This is a genomic window from Streptomyces blattellae, assembly GCF_009709555.1.
In the GTDB taxonomy this organism is placed as follows: domain Bacteria; phylum Actinomycetota; class Actinomycetes; order Streptomycetales; family Streptomycetaceae; genus Streptomyces; species Streptomyces blattellae.
In genome coordinates this window covers 18153-35522 of sequence record NZ_WJBG01000239.1, presented here as the reverse complement: position 1 = coordinate 35522, position 17370 = coordinate 18153, and the positions used below count along the sequence as shown (strand labels likewise).

General features: G+C 71.2%; 17 protein-coding genes. 13 read left to right on the top strand and 4 right to left on the bottom strand.

Annotation, left to right across the window (positions count from 1 at the left end; genetic code table 11):
• Positions 1–49: 49 nt before the first annotated feature.
• From rpmI to GFH49_RS35115, 9 genes are all read left to right on the top strand, one after another.
• Positions 50–244, top strand: coding sequence for a 50S ribosomal protein L35 (rpmI, locus tag GFH49_RS35155; protein WP_004933563.1), 195 nt, complete (start codon positions 50–52; stop codon positions 242–244).
• A gap of 110 nt (positions 245–354) precedes the next feature.
• Positions 355–738 carry a 50S ribosomal protein L20 gene (gene rplT / locus GFH49_RS35150; RefSeq protein ID WP_033531708.1) on the top strand — a complete coding sequence of 128 codons (384 nt, stop codon included), beginning with the start codon at positions 355–357 and terminating at the stop codon, positions 736–738.
• Positions 739–840: 102 nt separating this feature from the next.
• Entirely contained in the window at positions 841–1689 is an 849-nt protein-coding gene (locus tag GFH49_RS35145) for a TrmH family RNA methyltransferase (RefSeq protein WP_155060113.1), read from the top strand.
• 50 nt (positions 1690–1739) lie between these two features.
• Complete coding sequence (locus tag GFH49_RS35140) at positions 1740–2879, top strand: sensor histidine kinase (protein WP_155060112.1); 1140 nt, start codon at positions 1740–1742, stop codon at positions 2877–2879.
• Between the two features lie 128 nt (positions 2880–3007).
• On the top strand, positions 3008–4138 hold the full coding sequence (pheS, locus tag GFH49_RS35135; RefSeq protein ID WP_155060111.1) for a phenylalanine--tRNA ligase subunit alpha: 1131 nt from the start codon (positions 3008–3010) through the stop codon (positions 4136–4138).
• A complete protein-coding gene (pheT, locus tag GFH49_RS35130) occupies positions 4138–6660 on the top strand; it encodes a phenylalanine--tRNA ligase subunit beta (RefSeq protein ID WP_155060110.1) in 2523 nt (840 codons plus the stop codon). The genes pheS and pheT overlap by 1 nt, the downstream gene beginning before the upstream one ends.
• A 165-nt stretch (positions 6661–6825) precedes the next feature.
• Entirely contained in the window at positions 6826–7890 is a 1065-nt protein-coding gene (locus GFH49_RS35125) for a PP2C family protein-serine/threonine phosphatase (RefSeq protein ID WP_155060109.1), read from the top strand.
• A 221-nt stretch (positions 7891–8111) separates the two neighbouring features.
• Positions 8112–9452 carry an NsdA family TPR-like regulatory protein gene (locus GFH49_RS35120; RefSeq protein WP_155060108.1) on the top strand — a complete coding sequence of 447 codons (1341 nt, stop codon included), beginning with the start codon at positions 8112–8114 and terminating at the stop codon, positions 9450–9452.
• Between the two features lie 74 nt (positions 9453–9526).
• A complete protein-coding gene (locus GFH49_RS35115) occupies positions 9527–10072 on the top strand; it encodes an NUDIX hydrolase (protein ID WP_155060107.1) in 546 nt (181 codons plus the stop codon).
• A gap of 28 nt (positions 10073–10100) precedes the next feature.
• Here the strand turns inward: GFH49_RS35115 and GFH49_RS35110 are convergent, their stop codons facing one another.
• Positions 10101–10358, bottom strand: coding sequence for a hypothetical protein (locus tag GFH49_RS35110; RefSeq protein ID WP_155060106.1), 258 nt, complete (start codon positions 10356–10358; stop codon positions 10101–10103).
• 193 nt (positions 10359–10551) lie between these two features.
• Positions 10552–11412, bottom strand: coding sequence for a 3-hydroxybutyryl-CoA dehydrogenase (locus tag GFH49_RS35105; RefSeq protein ID WP_155060105.1), 861 nt, complete (start codon positions 11410–11412; stop codon positions 10552–10554).
• A 168-nt stretch (positions 11413–11580) separates the two neighbouring features.
• Between GFH49_RS35105 and GFH49_RS35100 the strand changes: the two genes are divergently transcribed.
• Entirely contained in the window at positions 11581–12804 is a 1224-nt protein-coding gene (locus tag GFH49_RS35100) for a glycoside hydrolase family 10-like protein (protein ID WP_155060124.1), read from the top strand.
• A 21-nt stretch (positions 12805–12825) separates the two neighbouring features.
• On the opposite strand, the gene GFH49_RS35095 is transcribed toward GFH49_RS35100, so the two are convergent.
• Together GFH49_RS35095 and GFH49_RS35090 are read right to left on the bottom strand one after the other, a co-directional pair.
• On the bottom strand, positions 12826–13020 hold the full coding sequence (locus GFH49_RS35095; protein ID WP_155060104.1) for a DUF1918 domain-containing protein: 195 nt from the start codon (positions 13018–13020) through the stop codon (positions 12826–12828).
• Positions 13021–13114: 94 nt separating this feature from the next.
• Positions 13115–14179: a DMT family transporter gene (locus GFH49_RS35090; protein WP_155060103.1), complete on the bottom strand. Its 1065-nt coding sequence runs from the start codon at positions 14177–14179 to the stop codon at positions 13115–13117.
• On the opposite strand from GFH49_RS35090, the gene GFH49_RS35085 reads away from it, so the two are divergent.
• From GFH49_RS35085 to GFH49_RS35075, 3 genes are all read left to right on the top strand, one after another.
• Positions 14178–15620: an aminotransferase-like domain-containing protein gene (locus GFH49_RS35085; protein WP_155060102.1), complete on the top strand. Its 1443-nt coding sequence runs from the start codon at positions 14178–14180 to the stop codon at positions 15618–15620. The two genes, GFH49_RS35090 and GFH49_RS35085, sit on opposite strands and share 2 nt — an antisense overlap.
• A 37-nt stretch (positions 15621–15657) precedes the next feature.
• Positions 15658–16437 (top strand): class I SAM-dependent DNA methyltransferase, encoded by a 780-nt coding sequence (locus tag GFH49_RS35080; protein WP_155060101.1) that lies wholly within the window; start codon positions 15658–15660, stop codon positions 16435–16437.
• Between the two features lie 96 nt (positions 16438–16533).
• Positions 16534–17127, top strand: a complete 594-nt coding sequence (locus GFH49_RS35075; RefSeq protein ID WP_155060100.1) for a histidine phosphatase family protein — start codon at positions 16534–16536, stop codon at positions 17125–17127.
• Positions 17128–17370: the final 243 nt, after the last annotated feature.

Sequence of the window (17370 nt, the reverse complement as noted above, 5' to 3'; positions counted from 1 at the left end):
GTTTCGCGACCGGGCATCGGAGCGCCACCGACGAGGAGAGAACGGCGCTATGCCGAAGAACAAGTCGCACAGCGGTGCCAGCAAGCGCTTCAAGGTCACCGGCTCCGGCAAGGTGCTCCGTGAGCGCGCCGGCAAGCGCCACCTGCTTGAGCACAAGTCGTCCCGCGTGACGCGTCGCCTCACCGGCAACGCCGAGATGGCCCCGGGCGACGCCGCGAAGATCAAGAAGCTTCTCGGCAAGTGACGTACGGGCGCCTGGTCTTCTGATCACCGAGCGCCGTACGCCAGGACCGGGACCCAATCGATTCCGGGCCGTGTGAGTCCAACCACGGCCCCGCTACAAGGAGTTAACAAGTGGCACGCGTCAAGCGGGCAGTCAACGCCCACAAGAAGCGCCGGGCGATCCTCGAGCAGGCCTCCGGCTACCGCGGTCAGCGTTCGCGCCTGTACCGCAAGGCCAAGGAGCAGGTCACCCACTCGCTGGTCTACAACTACAACGACCGCAAGAAGCGCAAGGGTGACTTCCGCCAGCTGTGGATCCAGCGCATCAACGCCGCTGCCCGCGCCAACGGCATCACGTACAACCGCTTCATCCAGGGCCTGAAGGCCGCGAACATCGAGGTCGACCGCAAGATCCTCGCCGAGCTGGCCGTCAACGACGCCACCGCGTTCGCCGCGCTCGTCGAGGTCGCGCAGAAGGCGCTGCCGGCGGACGTCAACGCGCCGAAGGCCGCGTGACGCCACGCTGGGCCTAGGCCGACGTGACTGGACGGACCCGTGGGTTTCTGCCTGCGGGTCCGTTGCTGTGTGAGCACCGGTTTCTTTCTGAAGGTGAGCTGTATGCCTCCCGTATCTCCCGAGCTGATCTCCCCCCGCTCGCCCCGCGTCTCGGCCGCCCGGCGGCTGGCCAAGCGGAACTTCCGGGGGAAGGAGCGGCTGTTTCTCGCGGAGGGGCCGCAGGCCGTGCGGGAGGCGGGGGGGCGGGCGGACACCCTCGTCGAGTTGTTCGCCACCTTGGACGCCGCGGAGCGGTACGCCGACATCATCGGGCGGGCCCGGGACATCGGCGCCCGTGTCCACCTCGCCTCCGAGCAGGTCATCGCCGACATCTCGACCACCGTCACCCCGCAGGGGCTCGTCGGGATCTGCCGGTTCCTGGACACGCCGTTCGAGGAGATCCTCGCCGCCCGCCCCAAGCTGGTCGCCGTCCTCGCCCACGTCCGCGACCCCGGCAACGCCGGGACCGTGCTGCGGTGCGCCGATGCCGCCGGAGCCGAGGCCGTCGTACTGACCGATGCGTCTGTCGATCTGTACAACCCCAAGGCCGTGCGTGCCTCCGTCGGTTCGCTGTTTCACCTGCCGGTCGCCGTCGGTGTCCCCGTCGAGCGGGCCGTGGCGGGGCTCAAGGACGCCGGGGTGCGGATTCTGGCCGCGGACGGGGCCGGGACCGACGATCTGGACGACGAGTTGGACAACAGCACCATGGGCGGCCCGACGGCCTGGGTGTTCGGGAACGAGGCGTGGGGGCTGCCGGAGGAGACCCGCGCGCTCGCGGACGCCGTCGTGCGGGTTCCGATCCACGGGAAGGCAGAGAGTCTGAACCTCGCGACCGCCGCCGCCGTATGTCTCTACGCGTCCGCCCGTGCACAGCGCGCCTCCGGAGGGTGCCGCTCCGTCACCGGGAGCTAGTAGGGTGGCCTGTTCGGGGCCCTGCGCCGTCTGAGAGGTGGGGTACGGGGATGACCATCGGCACCAGCAACGCGCCGGAAGCACGGGGTGCGGGGCGACCGCCCGCGTCCCGGCCGTCCGGCGATGTCGCCGGGCTCGGCATCGACCCCGATCAACTGCCGGACGGCCTCGTCGTCGCCGATGAGCACGGGCGGGTCGTCTGCTTCAACACCGCCGCGGAGCGGATCACCGCCGTGTCCGCCGCCGACGCCCTCGGCATGCGGCTGGAAAAGGCGCTGCCGTTAGAGGACCTGGAGGGCAGGCGCTGGTGGCAGCTGACCGATCCGTACGGCGGGCTCGCCATCAGGGTGGGGCAGCCCGAGCGGAACCTGCTGCTGCCCGGCGGGCGTGAGGTCCTCGTCTCCGCGCGGTACGTCCGTACCGAACCCACCGGGCCCGTCCACCGCGTCGTCGTGTCCCTCCGCGACACCGAGGCCCGTCGCCGCACCGAGCGCAGCCATGCCGAGCTGATAGCGACCGTCGCCCACGAACTGCGCTCCCCCCTCACCTCCGTCAAGGGCTTCACCGCCACCCTCCTCGCCAAGTGGGAGAGGTTCACCGACGACCAGAAGCGGCTGATGCTGGAGACTGTCGACGCCGACGCCGACCGGGTCACCCGGCTGATCACCGAGCTCCTCGACATCTCCCGCATCGACTCCGGGCGGCTGGAGCTGCGCCGCCAGCCCGTCGACATCGGTGCCGCGGTCGGCCGGCACATCCAGGCCTACGTCGCCGCCGGGCTGCCCGCCGACCGGTTCCTGCTGCGTATCGAGCAGCCGCTGCCCGGTCTGTGGGCCGACCCCGACAAGGTCGACCAGGTGCTCAGCAACCTGCTGGAAAATGCCGTGCGGCACGGCGAGGGAACCGTCACGATTGACGTCACGCCCGCCACGTCCCCCCGTGAGGGAGAGGACACCGGCACATCGGTCACCGTGAGCGACGAGGGCCCAGGCATCCCGGAGGAGTCCATGAACCGCGTCTTCACCCGCTTCTGGCGGGGCAGCAAGCGCGGCGGCACCGGCCTCGGGCTCTATATCGTCAAGGGCATCGTCGAGGTTCACGGCGGCACCATCACGGTCGGCCGCGCCCCCGGCGGCGGCGCCGAGTTCCGATTTACGTTGCCCGTGAGCACTCCGGCGTATCTCACCTGAGACGTCCGAGCGGCCCGCGGGCGCATTCGTATACCTCCACCCCGTTAGACTCGGCCTTTGGCACCCATGTGTCCTCGCGGAGTCTGTGATGGGGACCTTCAGCCAGCCAATCGGAAGCACGGGAAGAGATGTCGGCACCGAATAAGTCGTACGACCCTGTCGAGGTCGAGGCCTTGAAACCGGAAGCGATCGAGCGCATGCGGGACGAGGCGCTTGCCGCCTTCGCCGCCGCGGACTCCCTCGACGCGCTCCAGGAGGCCAAGGTCGCTCACTCCGGCGGTACCTCCCCGCTGGCCCTCGCCAACCGCGAGATCGGGGCCCTGCCCCCGCACGCCAAGGCCGAGGCAGGCAAGCGTGTCGGCATGGCCCGCGGCGCCGTGAACAAGGCGCTCACCGCCCGCCAGGCGGAGCTGGAGGCCGAGCGCGACGCCCGGATGCTGGTCGAGGAGGCGGTGGACGTCACGCTGCCGTACGACCGCGTTCCGGCCGGCGCCCGCCACCCGCTGACCACGATGATGGAGCGGGTCGCCGACGTCTTCGTCTCCATGGGCTACGAGATCGCCGAGGGCCCCGAGGTCGAGGCCGAGTGGTTCAACTTCGACGCGCTGAACTTCACCCCGGACCACCCGGCCCGCCAGATGCAGGACACGTTCTTCGTGCAGGGCCCCAAGGGCTCCGACGGCGACGGCGAGTCCGGTGTCGTACTGCGGACGCACACCTCGCCCGTCCAGGCCCGCTCCCTTCTCGACCGCGAGCCCCCGGTCTACGTCGTCTGCCCCGGCCGGGTCTTCCGCACCGACGAGCTGGACGCCACGCACACCCCGGTCTTCCACCAGATCGAGCTGCTCGCCGTGGACGAGGGCCTGACCATGGCCGACCTCAAGGGGACCATGGACCACATGGTCCAGTCGCTCTTCGGGCCGGAGATGACGACGCGGCTGCGCCCGAACTACTTCCCCTTCACCGAGCCGTCCGCCGAGATGGACATGCTCTGCTACGTCTGCAAGGGCGAGTCCGTCGGCAACCCCGACCGCCCCTGCCGCACGTGCTCCTCGGAAGGGTGGATCGAGCTGGGCGGCTGCGGCATGGTCAACCCGCGGGTGCTGATCGCCTGCGGCGTCGACCCGGAGAAGTACAGCGGATTCGCCTTCGGGTTCGGCATCGAGCGGATGCTGATGTTCCGCCACAACGTCGAAGACATGCGAGACATGGTCGAGGGTGACGTCCGGTTCACCCGGCCGTTCGGGATGGAGATCTGATGCGGGTCCCGCTTTCCTGGCTGCGGGAGTACGTCGACCTGCCGGCGACGGAGACCGGCCGTGACGTACAGGCCAAGCTCGTTTCGGCCGGTCTGGAGGTCGAGACCGTCGAACAGCTCGGCGCCGACCTCAAGGGGCCGCTGGTCGTCGGCCAGGTGCTGACCATCGAGGAGCTGGAGGGCTTCAAGAAGCCGATCCGCTTCTGCACCGTGGACGTCGGCGCCGCTGGGGGCACCTCCCAGGCTTTCGGCTCTGGGGAAGACAGCGGCCGGCCGCAGGAGATCGTCTGCGGCGCCCGGAACTTCGCCGTCGGCGACAAGGTCGTCGTGGTCCTGCCGGGTGCCGTCCTGCCCGGCGGCTTCGCGATCAGCGCCCGCAAGACGTACGGCAAGACCTCGCACGGCATGATCTGCTCCAGCGAGGAGCTGGGCATGGGCGACGACGGCACCAAGGGCATCATCGTGCTGCCGCCGCAGCACGAGGTCGGCACCGACGCGATCGAACTGCTCGAACTGGTCGACGAGGTCCTCGACATCGCCGTCACACCCGACCGCGGCTACTGCCTCTCGCTGCGCGGTATCGCCCGCGAGGCGGCGACCGCGTACGGGCTGCCGCTGCGTGACCCGGCGCTGCTCGACGTGCCCGGTCCGAACGCCTTCGGCTACCCGGTGGAGGTCGCCGACCCCTTGGGCTGCGACCGCTTCACCGCCCGCACGGTGACCGGCCTCGACCCCGAGGCCCGCTCCCCGATCTGGCTCCAGCGGCGCCTGCAGAAGGCGGGCATGCGCCCGGTCTCGCTCGCCGTCGACATCACCAACTACGTGATGCTGGAGCTGGGCCAGCCCCTGCACGCCTACGACCGCGCCCGCGTCCAGGGCACCATCGGCGTGCGCCGGGCCGAGGCGGGCGAGAAGCTCGCCACCCTCGACGGCGTCACGCGCACGCTGGACGCCGACGACCTGGTGATCACCGACGACCGCGGGCCGATCGGCCTCGCCGGCGTCATGGGCGGCGCGAACACCGAGATCGACGAGACGGACGGCACGACCACCGAGGTGGTCATCGAGGCCGCCCACTTCGACCCGGTCTCCGTCGCCCGCACCGCCCGCCGCCACAAGCTGTCCTCCGAGGCCTCCCGCCGCTTCGAGCGGGGCGTCGACCCGCTGGCCGGCGCCGCCGCCGCGCAGCGCACGGTCGATCTGCTGGTGCTGCTCGCGGGCGGCACCGCCGAAGCGGGCGTCACGGAGATCATCGCGCCGTCCGCGCCGCGCACGATCACCATCCCGGCCGACCACCCGGACAAGGTCGCGGGCGTCGAGTACGGCCGCGAGACCGTCGTACGCCGCCTTCAGGAGGTCGGCTGCGACGTGTACGGCCAGGACGAGCTGATCGTCACCGTCCCGTCCTGGCGGCCCGACCTCACCGACCCGAACGACCTGGCCGAAGAGGTCATCCGCCTGGAGGGGTACGAGAACCTGCCCTCCACGCTGCCCAAGCTTCCCGCGGGTCGCGGGCTGACCGGGCGGCAGCGGCTGCACCGGCGGGTCGGCCGTGTGCTGGCCGGAGCGGGCTACGTCGAGGCGCTGAACTACCCGTTCATCGGCGAGGCCGTCCTCGACCAGCTCGGCATCGACACGGACGACCCGCGCCGCACGCTGGTCACCCTCGTCAACCCGCTCTCCGACGAGGAGCCCGCCCTCCGTACGACGCTGCTGCCGGGCCTGCTGAGCGCGCTGCGGCGCAATGACGGGCGGGGCTCGCACGATCTGGCGCTCTTCGAGACAGGGCTGGTCTTCCGGCCCACGGGGCGGGAGGCGATCCCGACGCGGCTGCCCGTCGACCGCCGGCCCACCGACGAGGAGCTGGCCACCCTCGACACCGCGCTGCCGCGCCAGCCGCGCCGCGCCGCCGTGGTGCTGGCCGGTGCCCGGGAGCAGGCCGGCTGGTGGGGCCAGGGCCGCCCGGCCGACTGGGCGGACGCCGTCGAGGCGGCCCGGCTCGTCGCCCGCGAGGCCGGTGTGGAGCTCACCGTCCGCGCCGACCAGCACGCGCCCTGGCACCCCGGGCGGTGCGCCGCGCTGTACGCGGGGGAGACCTTCGTGGGCCACGCCGGTGAGCTGCACCCGCGGGTGGTGAAGGCGATGCATCTGCCGGAGCGGACCTGTGCGATGGAGGTCGAGCTGGATCTGCTGGAGGCGGCCGGCGCCGGTTTGCCGACGGGGCCTCGCATCTCGGCGTTCCCCGTGGCCACGCAGGATGTCGCTCTGGTCGTCGACAAGTTCGTACCGCACACCGATGTGGAGGCCGCGCTGCGCGCGGGCGCGGGTGAACTCCTTGAGGCGATCCGGCTGTTCGACGTGTACGAGAACGACGATCAGCTGGGTGAAGGCAAGAAGTCGCTGGCGTACGCGTTGCGGTTCCGTGCGGCGGATCGGACGCTGACCGTCGACGAGGCCTCCGCGGCTCGGGATGCGGCGGTCGCCCTGGCGGGCGAGCGGACCGGGGCGGTGCTGCGGGGCTAGGCGCCGTAGGGGACCGCCCTGGCGGGGCGCTGGAGTCACCTCACTCAATTGGGTGAGGTTTTGGGGTGATCTGGTCCTTACGGGCCATGTGGTCGACAGAATCGGACCGGCCTTTCGGGGCCGGTCCGATTCTGTGCTGTCAGGGCCTATTGGGGGGCCATCGGCATGAACCGCGTCAAGGCTGGGGTTCCCCGCAGGGCGGGGCGCCGGGTGCTCGCCATCGGGCTGCCGACGGTGTGGGGCGCCATAGCGGTCACGTACAAAATGGTCTGTCCACTCGCCCAGCAGACCGGGCTGGGAGCGCGGATCGTCACCAGCGCCGTCTTCTTCGCCGTGGGCACCGGGCTGATCGTCCATGTCCGGCAGACGCTGCTGCGTGAGCTGCGGCAGGTGCGCCGGGTCGCGGGCGCCGCCCAGAGCGTGCTGCTGCGGCCCTTGCCACCGCGCGTCGACGGGCTGCATGTCGCCGCCGCCCAACTGTCCGCCGAGCGCGGCGCGGTCATCGGTGGCGACCTGTACGAGGTCATCGCCACCGAGCACGGAGTACGGGCCGTGATGGGCGACGTACGCGGACACGGTCTCGCCGCCATCGGCACCGTCGCCGCCGTCCTCGGCAGCTTCCGTGAGGCCGTGCACGACGAGCCCGACCTCGGTGGTGTGCTGCGCAGGCTGGAGCGGGCCCTGGCCCGGCATCTGCGGGAGCGGGCCGGCGCCGCCCCCGACAGCCCGGTCGCCGAGGAGTTCCTCACGGTCCTGCTGCTGGAGATCGATCCGGACGGAGAGGTGCGCGCCCTCAACTGCGGTCACCCCTGGCCGTACCGCCTCACCGGCACCCACGTCGACCCGCTGACCCGCGCCGACCCCCTGCCCCCGCTGGGCCCGTTCCCGCTGCCGGCCGATCTGCCCGCCGTACCCTGCGGTCAACTCCACGCCGAGGAGGCGCTGTTCCTCTTCACGGACGGTGCCGAGGACGCCCGAGACGCCCATGGCCGGTTCTTCCCGCTGCCGACCGTGCTGGCAGAGGCGCTGAGCGACGGCGTGAACACCTCCCAGCCCCTCCTGGGCACGGTCTTCACCCAACTCCTGCGCCACACATCAGGCAGACTGACGGACGACGTGGCCCTGCTGGTCCTGGGGAACCATCGAACCAACGTAAGCAGCGTGCCGATAGGGGCGCGGGGAACTGCGCGACAAGCCCCCACGCACCGTCAGCCGACAAACCACCTCTGAACCAACGGCGTTCAGTCGCACCGCCAAGCCCCTGGCCGGGCCGCCGCACTGTACGAGGGGGAGCCGGCGGCCCGGCCGGCCTCTGACGAGGCATTTCAGTCAACCGGCCGGCGACTCTCCGCAACAGCGCACGCACGGTGCGGATTCGCGTACTCGGTTCACACCCCGTGTGAAGACGGAACCACTAACCTGACGCCACCGAGCCACCCGGGGGGCAACCCATGCAGCCCAACACCCTGCTCGACGCGATCCTGGACGAGGCGGGAATCTCACACGCGGGACTGGCCGCACATGTGAACCAGGCAGGGCGGGCCCGCGGCCTCGCCCTCCGGTACGAACACACCGCCGTGGCACGGTGGCTGAAGGGCCAGCGACCTCGCGGCCAGGTCCCCGACCTGATCTGCGAAGTACTCGCCGCCCGGCTGCAACGCCCCGTCACGCTCGACGACATCGGCCTCGGCGTGCCCGGTGAGCCGTCCGCCCCGCACGGCACCTCGCTGTCCGGCTTCGTTGAGCGGGCCACCGCCCTGTGGCGCTCGGACGAACAGCAGCGCCCGCACATCCTGGGCGCCCCCGCCGTCACCGGCACGCCCGCCGTGATGCCGGTGTGGGAGTGGGAGAACCCGCCGGAGGACGTCGACGTCTCCCGCGGCGGGCGGCACCGGGTCACGCCGAGCGACCTCGACATGCTGCGCGCCGCCCGTACGCACTACGAGCAGATGTACCGCAAGGCCGGCGGCATAGCGACCCGCACCCGGATCGTCGGCTTCCTGAACGCCGAGGCGGCGCCGCTGCTGCGCGGCAGCTACACCGACGCCACCGGCCGCCAACTGCACCGGGCCACCGGCGGGTTGGTGGCGATCGCCGGGATCTGCACGTACGACTCCGACGCCCACGGACTCGCCCAGCGCTACTTCCACCAGGCACTCAGGCTCGCGAAGGCCAGCGGGGACCGGGGACTCGGGGCGTACATCATCGCGCTCCTCGTCAACCAGGCCCTGTTCATGCGGGAACACCGCCAGGCCGTGGCCTTCGCGGAGGCCGCGCTGCGGGCCGCGGGCAAGCACATCACCCCGGCCCTCGCCTCCGACCTGTACGCGATGCAGGCGAAGGCATACGCCCACCTGGGCGACGGCACGAGCGCCCTGTCCTGCATCCGGCGTGCCGAGACGGCCGCCGAACGCATCCGGCGCGGATACGAGCCCGACGAGACGGGCTATGTCCAGCCGGGACTGGTCAACGTCCAGGTGGCTGAGGCGCTGCTCAGCCTCGGTGAGCTGGCGGCGGCGGGTGAGCATGCCGCGGCTGCCGTGGGCAACCCGGCCCATGACCGCGGCCGGGTGCACCGGCTCGCCATGCTCAGCACGATCGAGCTGCGGCAGGGCAACGCCGACAAGGCGGTGGCCACCGCGGTGCAGATGGCCGAGCAGGCCCGGGGGATGGAGTCCCAGCGGCTGCGCGACAGACTCCGGGCGGTACGCGAGCACTTGGTACGCAACGGCTGTGCGGGCACGGCCGAGGCCGCCGAACTCATCGACGGAGCACTGCGCGTGCCGCTGTAATCCGGCGCTCGAACCCGGACACTCATACTCCCTGCTGCGATATTGCCACTTACTCGACGGAAGGTGGCAGAACCGTGCAGTGGACGAAACAGAACGAACAAACTGTGTATGAAAACCGCTGGTTCACCGTCAACCTGGCAGATGTGGAGCTGCCTGACGGCCGGCACCTGGACCACTTCCTCATACGGCTGCGGCCGGTGGCCGTGGCCACGGTGGTCAACGAGGCCAATGAGGTCCTCCTCCTGTGGCGCCACCGCTTCATCACCGACAGCTGGGGGTGGGAACTCGCGGCGGGCGTCGTCGAGGACGGTGAGGACATCGCCCGCGCGGCCGCCAGGGAACTGGAGGAGGAGACCGGATGGCGGCCGGGACCCTTGCGCCACCTCATGAGCGTGGAGCCCTCCAACGGGCTCACCGACGCCCGGCACCACATCTACTGGGCCGACGAAGGCGAGTACATCGGCCCGCCTGTGGACGACTTCGAGTCGGACCGCCGGGAGTGGGTCCCGCTCAAACTCGTCCCCGACATGGTCGCCCGGGGGGAGGTCCCGGCCGCCAACATGGCGGCCGCGCTACTGATGTTGCACCAACTCAGGCTCGTTCAGGACGACTTGCCCTGAGGGAACGTCCCTGAAGGAATGTCCCTGGTCAGTGCCCTACTGTCTGCCAGATCGCCACGACGAGAGCACCCACGGCGGTGAGGGCGGCGACCGCGGGCAGCGGCCAGCGCGCGTGTTCCAGTGTGTTGATCCGGGTGCTCAGCTCGTCGAGTTCCTTGGCGGTCTCCTCGGTGCGGTGCGTGAGCAGAGCCAGGTCGCCCGCCACGTGGGCGTAGTTGACGTCGAGACGACGTCGTAACTCTGCGAGTTCACCAGATACGACCGGATGCTCGGGATCGGCGGTCACGAGTCCGCTCCTTTCCGTAGTCGTTTCTCATCCGTGGCATACGCAGAGAAAGTGAACTCGCCTGGTGGGCGTGTGGGGAGAGTGTGCGAGGGGCATATGCGAGCCCGGAGCGCACACGGTGTGTGAATGACACGGGCCCGGCACCTCCGCGGTGCCGGGCCCGTGTACGTGGCCGGAATCTGACCTTCTGTAATCAGTCGTAGGTGTAGAAGCCCGCCCCGGACTTCCGTCCCAGGCGGCCCGCGTCCACCATGCGCTGGAGCAGCGGGGGAGCGGCGTACAGCGGCTCCTTGTACTCCTCGTACATGGAGTGCGCCACCGAGGCGACCGTGTCCAGGCCGATCAGGTCGGACAGCTTCAGCGGGCCCATCGGGTGGGCGCAGCCGAGCTCCATGCCGTTGTCGATGTCCTCGCGGCTGGCGATGCCCGACTCGAACATCCGGATCGCGGAGAGCAGATAGGGGATCAGCAGCGCGTTCACCACGAAGCCGGAGCGGTCCTGGGCCCGGATGGCGTGCTTGCCCAGCAGCTTCTCGGCGAAGGCCTGGGCGCGGCTGAGCGTGCCCTCGGAGGTGGTGAGCGCCGGGATCAGCTCGACCAGCTTCTGCACCGGGGCCGGGTTGAAGAAGTGGATGCCGACGACGTGGTCGGGCCGCGAGGTGGCGACCGCGAGCTTCACCAGCGGGATGGAGGAGGTGTTGGAGGCGAGGATCGCGTCGGGGCGGGTCACGACCTGGTCGAGCACCTGGAAGATCTCGGCCTTCACCTGCTCGTTCTCGACGACGGCCTCGATCACCAGATCGCGGTCGGCGAACTCGCCGAGGTCGGTGGTGAAGCCGAGCCGGGCCTGTGTCGCCGCCAGCTCCTCCGCCGTGATCTTGCCGCGCTCGGCCGCCTTGGAAAGGGAGTTGAACAGCCGGGTACGGCCGATCTCCAGGGCCTCGCCGGTGGTCTCGGCGACCTTCACGTCCAGTCCGGCGCGGGCGCACACCTCGGCGATGCCCGCGCCCATCTGGCCGCAGCCCACGACTCCGACGCGTTGGATGTCGGTCACATCGTCCCCTTACTGATCGACGCCTGCGACAGGCCGCCATTGGTGTGGAGCCTGCTCCGATCCTGCACGTTACCTGTAAGTATCGATGATCGATCGCGCGGGTGCGGGCATCCTGGGGCGCGGAGACGATCCGTGACCGGGCGGGTCCGCAGCGTATGGGGTGTGCAGATGGGGCGGTTGTCACGTCGGGCGTTCGCGGTGGCCGCGCTGGCGGCCCTCACGCCGGCGTCGAGTGCGGCGGCCGTACCGCGGTATCCGCGGGCCGCGACCGAGATGCGCGGCATGTGGCTGGCGACCGTGGCCAACCGTGACTGGCCCTCCCGGGCGGGCCTGAGTCCGTCCCAGCAGTGGGGGGAACTGGTCACCCACCTCGACACCGCGGTCCGCAACCGCCTCAACACCGTGATCTTCCAGGTGCGCCCGACGGCCGACGCGCTGTGGCCCTCGCCGTACGAGCCCTGGTCGCAGTACCTGACCGGCACCCAGGGCAAGGCCCCCGGCTGGGACCCGCTCGGCTCGGCCGTGGAGGAGGCGCATCTGCGGGGCCTGGAACTGCACGCCTGGTTCAACCCGTACCGGATCGCCAACCACACCGACCCCAAGCGGCTCACCGCCTCCCATCCGGCGCGCAAGCACCCGGACTGGGTGGTGGGATACGGCGGGAAGCTCTACTACAACCCGGGTCTGCCCGAGGTCCGCGCCTTCGTCCAGGAGGCCATGCTCGACGCGGTGCGCAAGTACCCCGTCGACGGCGTTCACTTCGACGACTACTTCTATCCGTATCCGGTGTCGGGCCAGACCTTCGACGACGACGCCGCCTTCGAGCAGTACGGCGGCGGCTTCGCGAACCGGGCCGACTGGCGGCGGGACAACATCAACCGGCTGGTGGGCGAGATGGCGGCCCGCATCAAGTCGATCAGGCCGGGCACACAGTTCGGGATCAGCCCGTTCGGGGTGTGGCGCAACGCCGCCACCGACCCCCGCGGCTCCGACACCCGCGCGGGGGTGCAGACATACGACGACCTGTACGCCGACACCCGCAGGTGGGTCCGCGAGAACTGGATCGACTACGTCTGCCCTCAGCTGTACTGGAACATCGGCCTCGCCGCGGCCGACTACGCCAAGATCCTGCCCTGGTGGGCCTCGGCCGTGCGGGGCAGCGGGACACGGCTGTACGTGGGTGAGGCGCTGTACAAGGCGGGCGACCCGGCGCAGCCCGCGGCCTGGCAGGACGCCGGTGAACTCTCCCGGCATCTGACGCTCGCGAAGAACCATCCCGAGGCGCGCGGGCATGTCTTCTTCGCCGCGAAGGACGTGGCGACGGACCGGATCGGCGCGATGGCGCGGGTGGTCGCCGACCACTACGGGCGGTCGGTGAGGCCGCCGCGCTGACCCAGTGCCGGATTCCTTGATCTAATGCCGGACTTCCTTGTGGCGGATCTCGGTGTCGGGGCCCGGTGAGCACACGCCCTCGTGCCCGTCCTCGAACTTGACGCGGTACGGGGGGTTGCCCTCCCGCCCCATCACTTCCACGATCTCGCCGACCTTGTCGTGCTGTCCGACCACCCTGCCGTGCTGGACAAGCTGGTCGCCCACGGTGGCACGCATTCTGTAGGGCCTCCTCACTCTGCGCGGGAGCAGCGGTCCGTGGCCTTGAGTCTACGGCGCCTGGCACCGGTCGGGACCGGGGCGTGCACGCCGCTCAGCCTCGCGCCCGCTGGGTGACGGCGATGCAGACGAGCACCGCCGCGGCCGTGAGCGGGGCGGCCACTGTCAGGTGCTCGCCCAGCAGCAGCACCGACCACACCAGTGTGAGCAGCGGCTGGGCCAACTGCAACTGGCTGGCCTTGGGGATGCCGATCGCCGCCATGCCCCGGTACCAGACGACCAGGCCGAGGAACTGGGAGCCCGCCGCGACCCACAGCAGTCCGGTCACGCTGTGCGCGGTCAGCCGCACCGGCTCGTACGACAGGGCGAGCACGGCCGCGGGCACGCCGATCGGCAGACACAGCACCAGCGCCCAGCCGACGACCTGCCAGCCCGGCATGACCCGGGCCAGCCGACCGCCCTCGGTGTAGCCGGCCGCGCACATCAGCAGCGCCCCGAAGAGATACAGGTCGGCGGTGGTCAGCGCGCCGCCGCTCTGCCGCACGGTGAACACGACCACCGCGGCGGCGCCCACGAACGCGGCCGTCCAGAAGGTGCGCGAGGGGCTGAGCGGGTCTCGCGAGGTCGGCTGCGGTTCGGTAGCGCCCCGAAGGGGCGCGGGGCTGTGACATATGCGGCTCCGCCGCGCGGGCGCGACCAGCCACGACGGTCCCGCAGATACTCGACGGCCGAACGTGGCACGTCCCGCGGAGCGCCTCGTGCCGACGCGCAGGGCGGAGCAGAGCGCGGTGGTCAGCGGGAGCAGGCCGACCACGACGGCGGCGTGGGCGGTGGTCGAGGTCTGCAGGGCGAGGGTCGTCAGCAGCGGGAAGCCGACGACGACTCCGGCGGCGACCACGGCCAGTCCGGGCCAGTGCGCTCGTTGCGGTACCGGTACCCGAAGCGCCAGCAGACAGCCGCCCGCGATCAGTGCCGCGAGCACACTGCGCACGGCGACCAGGGACCACGGCCCGAAGCCTTCCAGTCCCCATGCGGTCGCGGGGAAGGTGAGGGAGAAGGCGATGACTCCCAGGGCGGCCTGAAGGGTGCCTGTGGCGGTACCGGGCCGACCGCTGACCGCTATCCCGGTCGGGGTGATAGCGCTACTCTGTGTTCTCATGCACGAGCGTAGCAGCGTCGGTGAACTGGTGTATCGGCTGCGACAGGAGCTCAACCGCTACTCACCTGGTGGAAAGCTCCCGTCGAGCCGTGTCCTCGTCGAGCGGTACCGGGTCAGCCCGGTGACCGTCTCGCGTGCCCTGGCGCAGCTGGCCGCCGAGGGGCTGGTGGTGACCCGCCCCGGCGCGGGTGCCTTCCGCGCCCGGCCCCGTACGACGCCCGCGCCCGCCGGGGACACCTCCTGGCAGGAGGTCGCGCTCAGCGCGGACGGCGCCGCCGATGTCGTACCGCGCTCGGTGGACGCCTCCGGAGTCGTGGTCTCGCTCGCGGCTCCGCCGCCCGGGGTGATCGAGTTCACCGGCGGCTACCTGCACCCCACGCTCCAGCCCGAGCGTGCGCTGACCGCCGCGCTGGTCCGTGCGGGGCGCCGGCCGGGAGCGTGGGGCCGTCCGCCGATGGACGGCCTGCCGGAGCTGCGCGAGTGGTTCGCCCGCGAGATCGGCGGCACCGTGACGGCCGCCGAGGTGCTGGTCGGCGGGGGCGGCCAGGCGGCGCTGACCACCGCGTTCCGCGCGCTGACGCCGCCCGGTGCGCCGGTCCTCGTCGAGTCGCCGACCTATCCCGGCATGCTGGCCATCGCCCGCGCGGCCGGACTGCGGCCGGTCCCGGTGCCGGTCGACCCGGACGGCGTGCGCCCCGCCCTGCTCGCCGACGCGTTCCGGGCGAGTGGGGCCCGGCTCTTCGTCTGCCAGCCGCTGTTCCAGAACCCGACCGGGGCGGTGCTCGCCGCGGACCGCCGCGCGGAGGTGGTCGCCATCGCGCGGGAGGCGGGCGCGTTCGTGATCGAGGACGACTTCGTACGACGGCTGGTGCACCAGGACGCCGGACCGCTGCCGCGTCCGCTGGTCGCCGACGACCTCGACGGAGTCGTCGTCCACGTCAGCTCGCTCACCAAGGCCACCTCGCCGAGCTTCCGAGTGAGCGCGCTCGCCGCACGCGGCCCGGCGCTGGAGCGGCTGCGCGCCATCCAGATCGTCGACACCTTCTTCGTGCCGCGCCCCCTTCAGGAGGCCGCGCTCGAACTCGCCGGATCGCCCGCCTGGCCACGCCATCTCCGGTCGATCTCAGCCGAGTTGAAGACCCGCCGCGACACGATGACGGCCGCTCTCGGGGCCGGCCTCCCCGAACTCGCCCTGCCGCACACCCCGTCCGGCGGCTACCACCTCTGGCTGCGGCTGCCCGACGGCACCGACGAGGCCCTCCTCACCGCCGCCGCCCTGCGCGCGGGCGTCGCGATCACCCCCGGCCGCCCCTACTTCAGCGCCGAACCCCCGGCCGGGCATGTGCGGTTGAGCTTTGCGGCCGCGACGGGGACGGGCGAGATCACAGAAGGGGTACGGCGGCTGCGTACGGCTGCCGACGAGGTGTCCGGGCGAAAATGACCCCCGCCCGTGCGGCCGTGAGCGGTACGGTCCCGGCATGGACGACGAGGACGGTTACTTCTCAGAGAGCATCGCGGCCGGGTACGACCGGTCGGCGGCGGACATGTTCCGCCCGGAGGTGGTGGATCCGGCGGTCGACCTGCTGGCCGGACTCGCCGGCGACGGCGCGGCGCTGGAGTTCGGCGTCGGCACCGGCCGGATCGCGCTGCCGCTCGCCGCGCGCGGAGTGCCGGTGCACGGCATCGAGCTGTCCCGGGCGATGGCGAACCGGCTGCGCGACAAGCCCGGGGGTGACGAGGTCGGTGTGACCATCGGCGACTTCGCGACGACACGGGCGCCGGGCGAGTTCACGGTCACCTACCTCGTCTTCAACACGATCAACAACCTGACGACGCAGGACGCGCAGGTGGACTGCTTCCGCAACGCCGCCGCGCATCTGGCACCCGGCGGCTGTTTCGTCGTCGAGGTCGGAGTGCCGCAACTGCGCCTGCTGCCGCCGGGGCAGACCGCCGTACCGTTCACCATCAGCCCCACCCGATGGGCGTTCGACACCTACGACGTCGCCACCCAGGCGATGAGCTCGAACTACGTCACCGTCGTGGACGGCCACGCCGAGCACTGGTCCCTTCCGTTCCGCTATGTCTGGCCCTCCGAACTGGACCTGATGGCCCGCCTCGCCGGGCTGCGGCTGCGGGATCGCTGGGAGGGATGGTCACGCGAACCGTTCACCGGTGAGAGCCGGGGGCATGTCTCGGTCTGGGAGAAACCCGCAGGTCGTCAGTCGGGATTTTCGAGTGAATCGCCCCATCGGTCCTGACCGTGAGGTAAGGCTTCACATACCCTGGGTAACTCCCTAGTAACTCCCAAGTATTCCCCCTTGACCTGCACACTTTCCGCGATTCACGATCCCTGTATGCCACTTCGGGTCACGTTCGTCGCCGCCGCGCGCAGCTCGCCGCTGCTGGCGGAGCGGTTCGAGGACGACCGGCCGCTGGATCAGGCGGGCTGGGGCGAGGTGCAGCGGGCCGCCCGGGATCTGATCCCGCTCGCGGCGGCCGAGCTGCGCTACTGCTCGCCGACGCCGCGCAGCCGCGCCACCGGTGACGCCCTCGGCTACGCGCCGCTGGTGCAACTCGCGCTGCGCGACTGCGACATGGGGCGCTGGCGGGGGCTCACGCTGGGGGAGGCGATGGCGCGGGAGCCGGAGGCGGTGGACGCGTGGCTCGCCGACCCCCGCGGCACGCCGCACGGCGGTGAGTCGCTGCTCGCCTTCATCACCCGGGTCGGCGGCTGGCTCGACACCCGGCCGGTCGACGACGGGGGCCGGATCGTCGCCGTGGCCGAGCCCTCGGTGATCCGCGCGGCGCTGGTGTACGCGCTGAAGGCGCCGCCGTCGACGTACTGGAACATCGATGTCCGCCCCCTGTCGGCGACCACCGTCACGGGCCGGGCGGGGCGCTGGAATCTGCGCTTCGAGGGGGCGCCGGCTCAGCCCACGCGCACGTAGCCGGTCGTGAGGACCAGCGCCTGGCCGGACCGCCGATGCACCAAGGGGTGCGTCAGTGGCCGGCGGTGGAGGACGGTTCGCTCCGGGGGTTTGACAGGTCATGCCTGTCCGACGGCGACGGAGTGCCCCCGGTTCTCGCTCGACTCGCGAGATCCCGCACGGGCCGTACGGACCGCCAGGTGCCGGCCGGAGACGCCGGCACATCCGGCACCGGCCGCAACTCGCCCATTCCGTAACGCTTTC